The following is a 14,090-nucleotide window of genomic DNA, read 5'->3' as shown; positions in this document are numbered from 1 at the left end:
CACCCGTTCGGGTTTGAAGTGATTTGTGCGCCGATTGAAATTTTCTCTCTCGCAGCCCAACCCAGGGCTAACGCTAGTGCGCCAAACCGCCATGGGAGTAACGATCCGCCCCGCACAACATCCTAAAAACTCTTCAGGAGAAGCTCCTATGGTTTGGCAACAGGTCTACGACCCTCTTTCCAACATGTGGCTGTCCACACTGCTTGCGGCCATTCCGGTCGTGGTCATGCTGGTGGGACTGGGCTTTTTGCACATGAAGGCCCATCTGGCGGCCGGCGCCGGGCTGGTTGCCGCGCTGGTGATCGCGGTCTTCGTCTACAACATGCCGGCCGGCATGGCCGGGCGCGCGGCGCTGTTCGGCGGCTTCACGGGGCTGCTGCCCATCGGCTGGATCGTTCTGAACATCATCTTCCTGCACCAGCTGACCGAGAAGAACGGCAGCTTCAAGATCCTGCAGGACTCCATTGCCGGCATCACCGAGGACAGGCGCATCCAGCTGCTGCTGATCGCCTTCGCCTTCGGCGCCTTCTTCGAGGGCGCGGCCGGCTTCGGCACGCCCGTGGCCGTGACGGCGGCCATCCTCATCGGCCTGGGCTTTTCGCCGCTGGCCGCCTCGGGCCTGTCGCTGATCGCCAATACCGCGCCCGTGGCCTTCGGCGCGCTGGGCACGCCGGTGATCACGCTGGCCAAGGTCCATGGCTACGACCTGATGGAGGTCACGGCCATGGTCGGCCGCCAGCTGCCGTTCTTCTCGGTGCTGGTGCCGTTCTGGCTGATCTGGGCCTTTGCCGGGCGCAAGGCCATGATGGAGATCTGGCCCATCATTTTGGTGACCGGCGTGTCCTTCGCCATTCCGCAGTACCTGGTGTCCAACTTCATCGGACCCGAGCTGGTGGACATCATCGCGGCCATCGTCTCCATGGTCTGCACGGTCGGCTTCCTGCGCATATGGCAGCCCAGGACCATCTGGCGCTCGACCTCGCTCAAGGGCCATGAGAGCAGCGGCGGCGAGGCCCAGGCGCCCCGCGCCGTGACCCAGCACCCGCGCGCCGACGTGATCCGCGCCTGGACGCCCTGGGCCATCCTCACGGTCTTCGTCTTCATCTGGGGCCTGCCCTCGGTCAAGGCAGCGCTCAATGGCCTGTTCGCACCGGCCTTTCCCATGGAAGGCCTGCACAACATGGTCGAGAAGGTGCCGCCCGTCGTGCGCCAGCCCACCAAGGAAGGCGCCATCTACACGCTGAACCTGCTGTCGGCCACGGGCACGGGCATCCTGCTGTCGGCCATCGTGGGCGGCCTGGTCATGAAGTACAACCCCGTGCAACTGGTCAGCCAGTTCGTGCGCACCCTCTGGCTGGTGCGTTATTCGCTCATCACCATCGTGCTGATGCTGGCGCTGGGCACGCTGACGCGCTACTCGGGCACCGACACCACGCTGGGCCTGGCCTTCGCCAACACGGGCGTGTTCTACCCCTTCTTCGGCACGCTGATGGGCTGGCTGGGCGTGGCGCTCACGGGTTCGGACACGGCATCGAACGTGCTGTTCGGCGGCATGCAGAAGGTGGCGGCCGAGCAGCTCGGCCTGTCGCCCAACCTCATGGGCGCGGCCAACAGCTCGGGCGGCGTGATGGGCAAGATGATCGATGCGCAGTCCATCGTCGTCGCCTCCACGGCCACGCGCTGGTTCAACCACGAGGGCGACATCCTGCGCTACGTGTTCTTCCACTCCGTCGCCCTGGCCTGCCTGATGGGCATCTTCGTGACGCTGCAGGCCTATGTCTGGCCGTTCCGCCTGATGGTCAATTGAGCCTTGCGCATCTGCGCCAGGCCTCAGCCGCCCGCATGCGCCGGGCGGCTTTTTTGCGCCTGGGGTATGCATCGCTGCATCAACAGATGCGCAGCGGCATTTATGGTTGTACCATGCAACCATATTCAAACCCTGCACGGCCCCAAGGAGCACCCATGCCGCAGCACGATCTTTCCCTGGTGGACGACATCCGCGCCGCCTCGCGCCAGATGGTGCGCGAGCTGGGCTTCATGCAGGCCACGCTGGCGGCCACGGACTATCCGCCCTCGGCCGTGCACGCCATCCTGGAGATCGGCGCGCAGGGGTCCATGGCGGCCTCGCAGCTGGCCCAGGCGCTGGGGCTGGAGAAATCCAGCGTCAGCCGCATGGTGCGCAAGCTGGTGGAGGCCGGCGAGCTGAAGGAAACCGCCGATGGCGAGGACGGCCGCGTCAAGCGGCTGGCCCTCACCGCCAAGGGCCGGCGCACGCTGGCCGCCATCGAGGCCTTCGGGCGCCAGCAGGTGACGGCCGCGCTGGACCGCATGCAGCCGCCGCAACAACAGGCGGTCTCGCGCGGGCTGGCCCTCTACGCCCAGGCACTGCAGGCGCATCGGCAGGAGGAGCCCCTGCCCGCACCCGCGCAGATACAGGTCCTGCCCGGATACCGGCCCGGCTGCATCGGCCGCATCGTGGAAATGCATGCGCGCTTCTATGCACGCCACGCAGGTTTCGGCGTCTTCTTCGAAAGCCGCGTGGCCAGCGGCCTGGCCGAGTTCGCTAGCCGGCTGGACAAGCCCTGCAACCAGCTGTGGACGGCGCTGGACGGCGACCGCGTCGTGGGCTCCGTGGCCATCGATGGCGAGGACCTGGCCAAGCACCCCGAGGACCGCCAGGCGCACCTGCGCTGGTTCATCCTGGACGACGGCCTGCGCGGCGCCGGCACGGGGCGCCAGCTGCTGCAGCAGGCCCTGGCGTTCTGCGACCAGCAGGCCTTCGAGGCCACCCAGCTGTGGACGTTCAGCGGCCTGGATGCGGCACGCCGGCTCTACGAATCGTCAGGCTTCACCCTGGCCGAGGAATGGCCGGGCCAGCAATGGGGCGAGACCGTGACCGAGCAGCGCTTCGTGCGGGCTCGGCCCTGATGCTGCCCTGAGGCTGCCCTGGGGCCGCACTGCGGCGTTCAGCGCCCGCCCGCGCGCGAAGCCACCACGCCGGCGCCGCGCACCTCCACCTGCACGCTGTCCAGCACCTGCCCCTTGGCATCGACCAGTTCCAGCCGGTGGCGGCCGGGCCAGGGCATCCAGGCGGCGGCAGCACCCCGGCCGATCTCCTTGGGCGGCGGCTCGGCCGCGCCGGGCGCGGCAGTACTGACCATGCGCCAGCGCAGGCTGGCGTCCTGCCATTCCTGCGTGGCGGCCGTGCCTGCCGGGCGGGCCGACAGCTGCACGCGCTGGCGGTCTGGCGGAATGTCGGGGTCCAGCGCGAGGATGGTGCCGTTGGCCGGGCGCGCAATGCGCACGGGCGAGGCGGCCGAAGTCCCGCGTGTTGATGCGGATGCGGCAGGCAGGCCGCTGCCCGCCATGGCGAACAGGCTCTGCTGCGTGCCCGCCACGAACCACTCGCTGCGCGCGCTCTCCAGCGGCAGGCCCGACGCATCGGGACCGAAGCGCACGGCCTGCTGCAGCACGCCCGCCGGCGCCTTGGGCGCGCGGCTGGGCGTGCGGGCATGCAGGAAGCCCATCACGGCGGCCCAGACAGGTGCCGCGCCGCTGGTGCCGCTGACCGAGTGCATGGCCTCGCCGCGCGCATTGCCCACCCACACGCCCACGGTGTAGCGCTGCGACCAGCCCACGGCCCAGTTGTCGCGCATGTCCTTGCTGGTGCCGGTCTTGACGGCCGTCCAGAAGCGCGTGGCCAGCACGCTGTCGGTGCCGAAGGTGGGCGCGCGCGCCATGGGATCGGACAGGATGTCGCCCACGATGAAGGCCGCGCGTGCATCGATGGCCTGCACGGGCGCAGCCGGCTTTTGCGCTGCGGACCCCGCGCCCGTGGGCTGCGCCGCCCAGCGCACGGGCGTCAGCTGCCCGCCGTTGGCCAGGGCGCGGTAGGCGTTGGTGAGCTGCAGCAGCGGCACCTCGGCACTGCCCAGCGCCAGGCTGAAGCCGTGGTAGCCGCCGCTTTCGCGCAGCGGCAGGCCCAGGCGCTGCAGTTGCGAGAAGAAGGCATCGGGCGTGACCATGACCAGGGTGCGCACGGCCGGCACGTTGAGCGACGACGCCAGCGCCGTGCGCGCCGAGACCCAGCCCTTGAAGCGCCGGTCGTAGTTCTGCGGGATGTAGAGCCCGTTCTGCGTGGGAATGTGGGCCGATGAATCCTCGATCAGCGAGGCCGCCGTCAGCCGCCGCTCGGCAATGGCCTGGGCATAGAGAAAGGGCTTGAGGGTGGAGCCGGGCTGGCGCATGGCCGTGACACCATCCACCTCGGCCGCCTGGCTCAATTCGCCCGACGAGCCCACCCAGGCCAGCACCTCGCCCGTGGCGTTGTCCAGCACGACGATGGCGCCGTCCTCCACGTTGCGGCCCTGCAGCTCGCGCAGTTGCTGCTGCAGGCTTTGCACGGCAAAACGCTGCACGGGCGCGCTCAGCGTGGAGCGCACGCGGGCCTGGCCTTTGGACTGCGGCTCGGCCAGCAGGCGGCGCGCCAGGTGGGGGGCCTGGCCTTCGCTGGCCGCCCATTGCCGGCGCAGCAGCACGCTGGCGGTGAGCAGTTCCATGGCCGTGCAGTCGCGCGCCGCCGCATCCTCGGGCGCCAGCGACTGCAGCACGCCGCAGGCGCGCCGGCCCACGCGCTCGGGCGAGGCGTTGGGCGCGCGCACCAGGGCGGCGGCAATGGCGGCCTCGCGCGCGTCCAGCCCGTGCGCGGCCTTGCCGAACAGGGTGCGCGACAGCGCATCGATGCCCACGATCTCGCCCCGGAAGGGCACCAGGTTCAGGTAGGCCTCCAGGATCTGGTCCTTGCGCCAGCGCCGGTCCAGCACCTGGGCCGACACGGTCTGGCCCAGTTTCTGCACCACGCTGCGCCCGCCCGGGCCCTGGCGCCAGTCGCCGTCCAGCAGGCCCGCCAACTGCATGGTGATGGTGCTGGCGCCGCGCGTGCGCTGGTTCCAGAGGTTGCCCCAGGCGGCGGCGGACACGGCCGCCCAGTCCACGCCGCTGTGCTCGTAGAAGCGCTTGTCCTCGCTGAGCACCAGGGCCGTGCGCAGCGCGGGAGAGATGTCGGCCAGGGCCACCCAGTCGCCACGGCGCACGCTGGCGTCGGTGCGCTGGCGCTGCAGCACCTCGCCCTCGCGCGAGAGCAGTTCGGTCTCGGAGGAGCGGTGGCCTTCGCGGACTTCGGAAAAGCTGGGCAGCGCCTGGGCGGCACCGGCCGCCGCGAACAGCAGCGCGGCCGCCAGGGCCGCGCGGGGAAGACGCATGAAGGGGGAAGGTCGCCGGGATTCGATCATGGAGCCGGCATTGTCCGCCTTTGGGCCAGCGGCTCAGGAAGAATGGCGTATGCCCTTCTTGAGCTTGAAGGACAGCAGCACCATGAGCACGCCGAAGACCACCGCATACGTGGCCAGCACCCAGAGCATGGCCATCATGCCCGCGCCCAGCTGGGCCAGCACAAAGGCGCCGAACAGCACGGACAGCACGCCGCCCAGGATCAGCAGCCACTCGCCCGTGATCTCCTTGCGCAGCCGCACGGCCGCCACGATCTGCAGCAGGCCCGTGACCAGGGCCCAGGCGCCGATGTACAGCGTCATCACCAGGGCCGTGACGCCGGGCGCGACCACGGTGAGCACGCCCACCACCACGCCGGCCAGGCCCCACAGCAGCAGCACCCACCAATGGCGCATCTGGTCGCGCCCCTGGATGGCCGAATACACGCCCAGCAGGCCATCGACGAAGGTGAAGGCACCGAAGGTCAGCACCAGCGCCGCCAGCGATACCGCCGGCTGCGCCCAGGTCAGCACGCCGAAGGCGATGGCGACCAGGCCGCGCAGCAGCAGCACCCACCAGGTGCGGTGAAGAATCGTGGACAGCGGATTGGGGCTCATGGATGCTCCTTCAAAACAGTCCCCATGACCTTGGAGCAGGCCTGCGGCACTGTCTGTAGGCCAAGGCCGGCTTGGCGGCGGTCCGTGACCTGGATCAATCCAGCTGCAGCAGCACGGGCTGGTGGTCGGAGAGCCTTGTGTCGCTGTCCACGGCCCAGCCGCGCACATGGCCGCGCAGGCTGTCGCTGACCCAGGCGAAGTCGCAGGCGCCGGGCTCGGGGCCCCACTGGCGGTCGAACAACCGGAAGGTGGGCGGCTGGGGCTGGTCCGGGTGCAGCACGCTCCAGCTGTTGTGCCATTGGCCTGCGCTCAGGGCGCCCTGCTCGCCGGCCGCCCAGGGGGCGGACAGGCCGGCGTATTCATCCTCGTGCGGCTCGAAGTTGAAGTCGCCGCAGAGCACGGCATGCGGCGTGTGCGGCTTGGTCTGCTGGGGCGAGCCGTCGCTGGCGGGCTGGGGCGGCGCCTCGGCCTGGCCCAGGGCCTCGATCTGCAGGGAACGCAGCGCCAGCGCCTGGGCCATGCGCTGGCGGCGCGAGAAATATTCGAGGTGGGTGCTCATCACCCGCACGGGGCCCAGCGCGGCATCCATCACCGTGGCCGCCGTGCAGCAGCGCGGCATGCTGCGCACGCCGCCGTCGTGCGGATACGGCAGGCGGTGGTGGGCCAGTTGCAGCACCGGCAGGCGCGTGGCCACCAGGTTGCCGAAGCGCTGCCGGCCCACGGCCGTGAACTCGTCCACGGCGGCGCCGAAGAAGACCTTCCAGCCTTCGGGCAGGGCCTGGCGGATCTGCGCCACCTGGTCGCCGGGCGCACCCTGCAGGCCGGGATAGTGGATGGCGATTTCCTGCAGGCACAGCACGTCGATATCGGCCATGGACAGTGCATGCGCCACGATGCGCTCCGGGTCCATGCGGCCGTCCAGGCCCAGGCACCATTGGGTGTTCCAGGTGAGGATCTGCATCATGCGGACAGCGGCTCGCGCAGCTGGAACAGGTTGCCTTCGGGGTCCATGGCGTTGCAGACGCGAAAGCCCGGGCCCAGCCAGGACTGCTCCCACAGCTGGCCGCCATGCGCGATGACCAGGGGGCGCACGGCCGCAAAGCTTTTCACGGTGGCAAAGAACTTGATGGCCACGTTCTCGCGCGGCTGGGGTGGCTCGGTGATGGTGATGTGCCGCGCAATCGCCTCGGGAATGGCGTGCAGCACCAGTTGCAGGTCCGGCGACTGCAGCACCATGAGCTCGCTCGTGTGGTGCAGCATGCGCATGGCCAGCACCTCCATGTAGAACAGCGCCAGCCGGTCAGGCTGCTTGGCGTAGATGAACAGACCTGCGGATGCGGGACCGGACATGGTGGACCTCGGGGTGAAAGGCTGGGACAAGGAACTTTAGCACCGCCCTCACTTGATCCCCGCACGCATGAAGCTCTGCACGAACTGGCGCTGGAACAGCACGAAGGCTACCAGCAGCGGGCCCGAGCTCAGCAGCGTGGCGGCCGTGATGGTGGCCCATTCCACGCCAGACTCCACGCTGGAGAACACCTGCAGGCCCACAGTGAGCGGACGCGCCTGCACGCTGTTGGTGATGATCAGCGGCCACAGGAAGTTGTTCCAGTGAAAGCTCACCGACACCAGCGCAAACGCCAGGTACACGGGCCGCGCCAGCGGCACGTAGACGCGCCACAGGATCTGCAGGGTGCTGGCACCCTCCACCCGCGCGGCCTCGTCCAGTTCCCGGGGAATGCCCAGGAAGGTCTGGCGCAGCAAAAAGATCGCAAAGGCCGATGCGAAGTACGGCAGGCCTATGCCCAGCAGCGTATCGACGGCGCCCAGTCGCGACACGGTCTGGTAGTTCGCCACCAGCAGGATGTCCGGCATGATCATCAGCTGCACCAGCACCAGCGCAAAGGCCAGGCCCTGGCCGCGAAAGCGGTAGCGTGCAAAGGCATAGGCCGCCAGCGTGCCCAGCACCAGCTGGGCCGCCAGGATCATGGCCACCAGCACGGCCGTGTTCAGGAAATAGCGCGCAAAGGGCGCGGCCTGCCAGGCACGGCGAAAGTTCTCCAGCGTCCAGGGCGCTGCCAGGTCGAAGCGTGCCGAGTATTCGGGCGGATGGAAGGCCGTCCAGAACGCATAGGCCAGCGGCAGTATCCACAGCAGGGCCAGCAGCCAGGCGGCCAGCGTGTCCAGCCAGGGGGCGCCGTACAGCGCGGGCGGCGCATGGCGCGGGGCAACGGGTGCGGCGCTCATTGGTAGTGCACCTTCTTGTCGAGCACGAAGAACTGCAGCAGCGCCACGGCCGCCAGCACCACGACCAGCACCACGGTGATGGCCGCCGCATAGCCCGTGTCCCAGAACTTGAAGCCCACTTCGTACAGGTGATAGAGCAGCAGCGTGGAGGCGTTGTCCGGCCCGCCGCGCGTGAGGATGAAGAGATGGTCCACCAGGCGGAAGGCATTGATCACCGCATTGACCAGCACGAACAGCGTGGTCGGCATCAGCAGCGGCCACTGCACGCGGCGCAGGAAGTACCAGCGCGAGGCGCCTTCGATGGCCGCAGCTTCCCTGAGGCTGGGATTGAGCGTCTGCAGCGCGGCCAGGTAGAAGATCATGAAAAAGCCCGCCTCCTTCCACACCGCCACCACGGTCACGCAGGCCAGCGCCGTGGAGGGATCGCCCAGCCAGTTGTGCGCGGGAAGGCCCAGTGCGCCGCGCAGCTGCTCCAGCAGCCCGTACTGCGGTGTGTAGAAGAACAGCCAGATGTTGGCCACGGCAATCATGGGCAACACCGTGGGCGTGAAGTACGCCATGCGCACGAAGGCGCGGCCGGCCAGCCTCTCGTTGACCCACAGCGCCATGGCCAGCGCCAGCGCCATGGACAGCGGAATCGTGGCCGCCGCAAACCACAGGTTGTTGCGCACGGCCTGCCAGAACACCGGGTCGTCCAACATGACGGCGTAGTTCTCCAGCCCCACCCATGGCCCCGGCTGGCCGCCGCGCGGCGTGGCATGCAGGCTGTCGATCAGCGTGGCCACGGCCGGCCAGTGCGTGAAGGCCACCAGCAGCACCAGCGCCGGCAGCAGCATCAGCCAGGCATGGACGGCCTGGCGGCCGCGGACAAGGGAGGCGGGGGCGGAGCTCATGCGGTCAGCGGCACTGCGCCATCACTTGTAGCGGCGCAGGATGCGGTCTGCTTCCTTTTGCGCATCCTGCAGGGCCTGGGCCGAGGTCTTGCTGCCGTTGAGGGCGGCCTGCACGGCGTCGTTGAGCACCTTGGTCACGCGCTGGTTCTCATGCGTGGAGAACTCGGCCACCGATACCGGCAGCTGGTCGCGCGCCACCAGGGCCTGCGGGAAGTCCTGGCCGTACTTCTTGAGCGCGGGCGTGTCATAGGCGGCGGGCGAAACGGCCACGTAGCCGCTGTCCATGCTCCACTGCGCGGCCAGCGGGGGCTGGGTGACCCACTTCATGAACTGGAAGGCCGCCTCCTGCTGCTCCCGGGGGGCCTTCTTGAACAGGTAGAAGTTGCCGCCGCCCGTGGGCGAGCCCTTGCGCACATTGCCTGCGATCTGGCCCACGCCGAAGTCGAATTTAGCATTGGCACGGATATTGGTCAGGTTGCCCGTGGTGGTGACGATGATGGCGGCCTTCTTTTCCATGAAGTCCTTGGGCGTCGTGCCCCACTCCACCACGCCGGCCGGGTGCACGCCTTCCTTGACCAGGCCCACCCAGTAGTCCAGCGCCTCCACTACCTTGGGGCTGTCCAGCGTGACCTGGGTGCCGGCCTCGTTGGCCAGCAGCACGTCATTGGGCGTGGTCAGCGTCTGCAGCATCCAGTAGGCAAAGCCGGTGGACGGGATCTGGATGCCGTACTGCACGACCTTGCCGCTGGCGTCCTTCTTCGTCAGCCTGTGGGCGGCTTCCTTGAGTTCCTTCCAGTTCTGCGGCGCCTTGTTCGGGTCCAGGCCGGCTTCCTTGAAGGCTTCCTTGTTGTAGTACATGACCACGGTGGAACGCTGGAAGGGCACGCCCCAGGTCTTGCCGCCCGCCTGGCTGTTGGCCATGAAGGCCGGGTAGAAGCCCTTGAGCCAGGCCCGGTCGGCATCGGTCTTCACGAAGTCGTCGATGGGGGCGATGGCGTCCTCGTCGATCAGCGTGAACATGTCGGTGGACAGCAGCACCGAGGTGGCCGGCGGCTTGCCCGACTTGTGGGCCGTCAGCGCCTTGACGATGGTCTCCTGGTAGGTGCCCGCATAGACGGGCGTGATCCGGTACTGCGGATGGGCCTTGTTGAACTCGGCCGCATAGCCGTCGATCACCTTGGTGATGGGGCCGCCCACGGCCACGGGGTAGTAGAACGGCACCTCCAGCGGCGTCTGCGCGCTGGCGGTGTGCAGCAGGCCCGTGGCGGCCAGGGCGGCAGCGGCTGCGAGGGTTTTGAGGAAGGCATGGCGTTGCATGGCGGACTCTCCTGGAAGGTGCTTCGGGTGCGAAAGCCGGAACGGCTGAAACGGTGGAACTGCGGAGGAAGATAGGAGCGGTGCCACGGCCTCAGGCCGCGCAGCGCCGCCCCTGTTCGTCAAAGAAATGCGTGGCCTCGCGCGCCCAGCGCAGGCCCACGAGCTGGCCCGGCTGCAGGCCGCCGAGCTGGCTGCCAGCGGTGCGCACCATCAGTTGTTCGCTGCCCACGCGGCAGCGCAGCACCAGGTCGGCGCCCAGGTATTCGAGGCTCTCGATGTCGGCAGCGACCACGGGGCCGCTGCCGACATCGCCATGGAGCGACAGGCGCATGTCCTCGGGCCTGACGCCCAGCCAGCGCGCCTGGCCCGGCTGCTGCAGGCCGGCGGGCGCGGCGCTGGCATGGCTGCCCGCGATGTGCAGGCCGTCGAGGCGTGCGATGTTCATGGCCGGCGTGCCGATGAAGCGCGCGGCAAAGGTGGTGGCGGGCCGGCGGTAGATCTCCTGGGGCGCGGCGCACTGCTCCACGCGCCCCTGGCTGAGCAGCACCACCTGGTCGGCCATGCCCATGGCCTCGGCCTGGTCGTGCGTGACATAGACCACGGTCAGGCCCAGGCGCCGCTGCAGCTCGCGCAGCTCGGTGCGCATTTCCTGGCGCAGCTGGGCGTCGAGGTTGGACAGCGGCTCATCCATCAGGCAGACCCGGGCGCGGGCCACCAGGGCGCGGCCCAGCGCCACGCGCTGCTGCTGGCCGCCCGACAGCTGGCCGGGCCGGCGCGCCAGCAGCGCGTCCAGGCCCAGCAGCGCGGCGGCCTCGTCGATGCGCCGGCGCGCCTCGGCCGCCGGGACCTTGCGCACGGACAGGCCGAAGCCGATGTTCTGCGCCACCGTCAGGTGCGGGAACAGCGCGTAGTTCTGGAACACCATGGCAATGCCGCGCCGTGCGGGCGGCAGTTGGGTGACGTCCTGCCCATCGATGCGCACACGGCCCGAGGTGGCGCTTTCCAGGCCCGCGATGATGCGCAGCGTGGTGGACTTGCCGCAGCCCGAGGGACCGAGCAGCACGCAAAAGGATCCGGGTTCAATGCGCAGATCCAGCGCCTGCAGTGCCGTGGTGCCGCCCCAGGACTTGGCAACACCTTCCATCTCGATCAAGGACATCACGCCAGTCTAGGAAGGCTGTGTGACAGGCCCGTGTCGCGCCACCGGACTGGCAGCTCAGGCAGCTCAGGCAGCAGGGTGCCGTCTGTGCCAGTCCGTGGCCTGCTGGAACGCCCAGCCCGCGCGCACCAGCAGGTCTTCGCGGAAGTCGGGGGCCACGAACTGGAAGGCCACGGGCGCGCCCTCAGAAGTGCGTCCGCCGGGCAGCGTGATCGTGGGGCTGCCCGTGAGGTCGAAGGGGCAGGTGTAGCGCAGCATGCCCGAGAACAGCTCGGCATCGGAGCCGAAATGCGCCATGCGCTGCAGCGTGGGGGCCGCAAAGGCCGTGGCGGGGACCAGCAGCAGGTCCACCTGCACGAAGAGTGCGCGCACCCGGCCCGTGAAGTCCGCGCGGCGCAGCAGCAGCCGCTGGTAGTCGGTGGCGGACAGGCCCAGCCCCAGGTCGATCAGCCCGGCGAGCCCGGGGCCATAGGCCTCGCGCCGTGCAGGGAACGTGGCGCCGTGCGCCACGGCGGTCTCCACCGCGCACAGCGCCGGCCAGTCCTCCACCGCCTGGGTGGCATCGGGAAAGCGGACCTCCTGCACGCTGGCCCCCAGGCGTTGCGCCACCGCCAGGGCCTGCTCCACCGCCTGGCGGGAGGGGGCATCCACGCCGTCCAGTGCCCATTGCCGGTCCATGCCCAGGCGCAGGCCGGAGAATCCGCGCGTCATCATGGCCAGATAGTCGGGCACGCTGCACTGGCTGGCCGTAGGGTCCAGCGGGTCCGCCCCGGCGATGGCCGCGAGCATGGCTGCGGCATCGGCGGCACTGCGCGCCATCGGGCCTATGTGGTCCAGGGACGCGGCCAATTCGAAGGCGCCGTGGCGGCTCACCCTGCCCCAGGTGGGCTTGAGCCCCGTGATGCCGTTGGCGGCCGATGGAAAGCGGATGGAGCCCCCGGTGTCCGTGCCCAGCGATCCGAAGCACAGCCCCGCCGCCGTGGCCACGCCCGAGCCGCTGGACGAGGCCCCGGGCCATAGCTGGGCGCCCCAGGGGTTGACGGGGGCAGTGATCTCGGGATGGTGGTCGGCGAAGGCGCCTTCGGTCTGCTGCAGCTTGCCCAGGATGACGGCGCCGGCCTCGCGCAGCCTGCGCACCACGGTGGCATCTTCCGTGGGGCGATGGTCGCGGTGCAGCGTCATTCCATGCGTGGTGGGGACGCCCCGGGTCCACAGCAGGTCCTTGAGCGCCAGCGGCACGCCGTGCAGCGCACCGCGGCGGCGGCCCTGCGCGATCTCGGCGTCGGCGCGGCGGGCGTCCTCCAGCGCCTGCTGCGCCATCACCGTCACGTAGCTGTGCAGCCGCGCGTCCACGGCCTCGATACGCGCCAGCATGTGGCGGGTCACCTCTTCCGAGGAAATGCGGCGGGACTGGATCTCGCGCCCCACCTCCAGCAGTTCGAGATGGTGCAGTTCGCTGTCGTTCATGGCATGTCTCCCGGCGCCCGGCTCCGGGGCGCCACCGTTGTTGCACTGGAAAAGCCGCACGGGACGCGCGGCAGCCCCATGCTAGGGAGCCGGCGGCACCGACGCTTGTTCGGGAGGGTCAGCGACCTTGCTCAGGCGGCCAGCAGGCTGCGGGGCGTGCAGCCGAACGCCTTGCGAAAGGCTCGGCTGAAGTGCGCCGCATCGGAGAACCCATGCGCGAAGGCCGCCTCGGTCACGCTGGAGCAGCGCCCCTGCATCAGGGCCTGGCGGCTGGCCTGCAACCGCAGCTGCCATACCAGGCCCATGGGCGTCTGGTTGTGCCGCGCAAAGGCCCGCGTCACGGTACGGGGCGAGACGTTGTGCTGCTGCGCCAGCCATTGCAGCGACAGCTCGGGCGAGCCCAGGTTGTCCTGGATGAACGCCTGGATGCGGCCATGCAGGTCCCTTTCCGCGCGGGGCTGCACGGCCATTTCCTGCATCTCCAGCGCCAGGGCCAGCACGTCGAGCAGCGCCATGCCAAAGCGCTGCGCCAAGGCATCACCGTGCGGCGCAGGCGGCATGGCCATGGCCTCGCCGAGCATGGCCCGCAGCGGCGCCACGGCCGGGGCATGGCCATGCAGCGCCCGGCCCGCGTGCAAGGGTGCACGGGCAAAGCGATTCAACAATTCGCTGCGCGGAATGCGCATCAGCAGGATATCGCGGGGCGCCACCGAGAATTCGAAAGGCTGCGCAGCGTCATAAAGCACCAGATTGCCCGCACTCAGCCGGGCCACTTGCCCGCCCTGGCGCACCTCGGCCTGGCCCTGGAGCAGATAGCCCAGCCACAGCTCATCGCGGGCATGCAGGCGCAGGTGGGCTGCGTTGCGCACCCAGCGGTGGTTGGGCGCCGACATGGCACTGATCTCCAGCAGTCCCAGGGACCGCACGGACAGCGTGGCCCCGAAGCCGCCGGGACCTGCACCATCCCCCTGCGCGCGGTGGCTGTCGGCCGGGATGCAGTGGCGGCAGACCACCTCGTGCCAGTAGTCGAAACGATGGCGTGGCTCCTGCGAATGGGTAGAGTATTCGAGCTGCATGGCAGCGCCCAGTATCCGCAGGCGGCCGCCGGCTGGCACCCCGGTG

Annotated in this window: 12 protein-coding genes; 2 read left to right on the top strand and 10 right to left on the bottom strand. The window is 69.4% G+C overall.

All coding sequences use genetic code 11. From position 1 onward, the window contains the following. Positions 1–148: 148 nt before the first annotated feature. Together ACRSCF_RS06765 and ACRSCF_RS06760 are read left to right on the top strand one after the other, a co-directional pair. Positions 149–1,807, top strand: coding sequence for an L-lactate permease (locus ACRSCF_RS06765; protein WP_016447838.1), 1,659 nt, complete (start codon positions 149–151; stop codon positions 1,805–1,807). A gap of 155 nt (positions 1,808–1,962) precedes the next feature. Further along, positions 1,963–2,928 (top strand): bifunctional helix-turn-helix transcriptional regulator/GNAT family N-acetyltransferase, encoded by a 966-nt coding sequence (locus ACRSCF_RS06760; protein WP_016447839.1) that lies wholly within the window; start codon positions 1,963–1,965, stop codon positions 2,926–2,928. A 38-nt stretch (positions 2,929–2,966) separates the two neighbouring features. On the opposite strand, the gene pbpC is transcribed toward ACRSCF_RS06760, so the two are convergent. The 10 genes from pbpC to ACRSCF_RS06710 form a co-directional block, all read right to left on the bottom strand. Next, positions 2,967–5,291: a penicillin-binding protein 1C gene (gene pbpC, locus ACRSCF_RS06755; protein ID WP_411165093.1), complete on the bottom strand. Its 2,325-nt coding sequence runs from the start codon at positions 5,289–5,291 to the stop codon at positions 2,967–2,969. A 33-nt stretch (positions 5,292–5,324) separates the two neighbouring features. Beyond that, positions 5,325–5,885 carry an HdeD family acid-resistance protein gene (locus ACRSCF_RS06750; RefSeq protein ID WP_244387886.1) on the bottom strand — a complete coding sequence of 187 codons (561 nt, stop codon included), beginning with the start codon at positions 5,883–5,885 and terminating at the stop codon, positions 5,325–5,327. A 94-nt stretch (positions 5,886–5,979) separates the two neighbouring features. After that, positions 5,980–6,849: an endonuclease/exonuclease/phosphatase family protein gene (locus tag ACRSCF_RS06745; protein ID WP_016451137.1), complete on the bottom strand. Its 870-nt coding sequence runs from the start codon at positions 6,847–6,849 to the stop codon at positions 5,980–5,982. Then, entirely contained in the window at positions 6,846–7,235 is a 390-nt protein-coding gene (locus tag ACRSCF_RS06740; protein WP_016447842.1) for a glyoxalase/bleomycin resistance/dioxygenase family protein, read from the bottom strand. The genes ACRSCF_RS06745 and ACRSCF_RS06740 overlap by 4 nt, the downstream gene beginning before the upstream one ends. Before the next feature lie 48 nt (positions 7,236–7,283). Then, positions 7,284–8,132 (bottom strand): carbohydrate ABC transporter permease, encoded by an 849-nt coding sequence (locus ACRSCF_RS06735; protein ID WP_244387885.1) that lies wholly within the window; start codon positions 8,130–8,132, stop codon positions 7,284–7,286. Beyond that, entirely contained in the window at positions 8,129–9,025 is an 897-nt protein-coding gene (locus ACRSCF_RS06730) for a carbohydrate ABC transporter permease (RefSeq protein WP_034366340.1), read from the bottom strand. The genes ACRSCF_RS06735 and ACRSCF_RS06730 overlap by 4 nt, the downstream gene beginning before the upstream one ends. A 21-nt stretch (positions 9,026–9,046) precedes the next feature. Beyond that, positions 9,047–10,342: an ABC transporter substrate-binding protein gene (locus tag ACRSCF_RS06725; protein ID WP_034366337.1), complete on the bottom strand. Its 1,296-nt coding sequence runs from the start codon at positions 10,340–10,342 to the stop codon at positions 9,047–9,049. Between the two features lie 91 nt (positions 10,343–10,433). Beyond that, on the bottom strand, positions 10,434–11,501 hold the full coding sequence (locus ACRSCF_RS06720; protein ID WP_046985879.1) for an ABC transporter ATP-binding protein: 1,068 nt from the start codon (positions 11,499–11,501) through the stop codon (positions 10,434–10,436). 66 nt (positions 11,502–11,567) lie between these two features. Next, on the bottom strand, positions 11,568–12,968 hold the full coding sequence (locus tag ACRSCF_RS06715; protein WP_034366333.1) for an amidase: 1,401 nt from the start codon (positions 12,966–12,968) through the stop codon (positions 11,568–11,570). 131 nt (positions 12,969–13,099) lie between these two features. Next, a complete protein-coding gene (locus ACRSCF_RS06710; RefSeq protein WP_034366330.1) occupies positions 13,100–14,044 on the bottom strand; it encodes a helix-turn-helix domain-containing protein in 945 nt (314 codons plus the stop codon). Between the last annotated feature and the right edge of the window lie 46 nt (positions 14,045–14,090).

The sequence above is a fragment of the Delftia sp. 11MD genome, from assembly GCF_050907895.1.
Classification (GTDB): Bacteria; Pseudomonadota; Gammaproteobacteria; order Burkholderiales; family Burkholderiaceae_C; genus Comamonas; species Comamonas tsuruhatensis.
This window is presented reverse-complemented; position numbering and strand designations above follow the sequence as displayed.

What these genes read in the sequence shown, in the direction of transcription:
- ACRSCF_RS06740 (WP_016447842.1), bottom strand. Translation starts at nt 7,235, where the DNA reads ATGTCCGGTCCCGCATCCGCAGGTCTGTTCATCTACGCCAAGCAGCCT.
- ACRSCF_RS06760 (WP_016447839.1), top strand. Translation starts at nt 1,963, where the DNA reads ATGCCGCAGCACGATCTTTCCCTGGTGGACGACATCCGCGCCGCCTCG.
- ACRSCF_RS06725 (WP_034366337.1), bottom strand. Translation starts at nt 10,342, where the DNA reads ATGCAACGCCATGCCTTCCTCAAAACCCTCGCAGCCGCTGCCGCCCTG.
- ACRSCF_RS06765 (WP_016447838.1), top strand. Translation starts at nt 149, where the DNA reads ATGGTTTGGCAACAGGTCTACGACCCTCTTTCCAACATGTGGCTGTCC.
- ACRSCF_RS06745 (WP_016451137.1), bottom strand. Translation starts at nt 6,849, where the DNA reads ATGATGCAGATCCTCACCTGGAACACCCAATGGTGCCTGGGCCTGGAC.
- ACRSCF_RS06720 (WP_046985879.1), bottom strand. Translation starts at nt 11,501, where the DNA reads ATGTCCTTGATCGAGATGGAAGGTGTTGCCAAGTCCTGGGGCGGCACC.
- ACRSCF_RS06730 (WP_034366340.1), bottom strand. Translation starts at nt 9,025, where the DNA reads ATGAGCTCCGCCCCCGCCTCCCTTGTCCGCGGCCGCCAGGCCGTCCAT.
- ACRSCF_RS06715 (WP_034366333.1), bottom strand. Translation starts at nt 12,968, where the DNA reads ATGAACGACAGCGAACTGCACCATCTCGAACTGCTGGAGGTGGGGCGC.
- pbpC (WP_411165093.1), bottom strand. Translation starts at nt 5,291, where the DNA reads ATGATCGAATCCCGGCGACCTTCCCCCTTCATGCGTCTTCCCCGCGCG.
- ACRSCF_RS06710 (WP_034366330.1), bottom strand. Translation starts at nt 14,044, where the DNA reads ATGCAGCTCGAATACTCTACCCATTCGCAGGAGCCACGCCATCGTTTC.
- ACRSCF_RS06735 (WP_244387885.1), bottom strand. Translation starts at nt 8,132, where the DNA reads ATGAGCGCCGCACCCGTTGCCCCGCGCCATGCGCCGCCCGCGCTGTAC.
- ACRSCF_RS06750 (WP_244387886.1), bottom strand. Translation starts at nt 5,885, where the DNA reads ATGAGCCCCAATCCGCTGTCCACGATTCTTCACCGCACCTGGTGGGTG.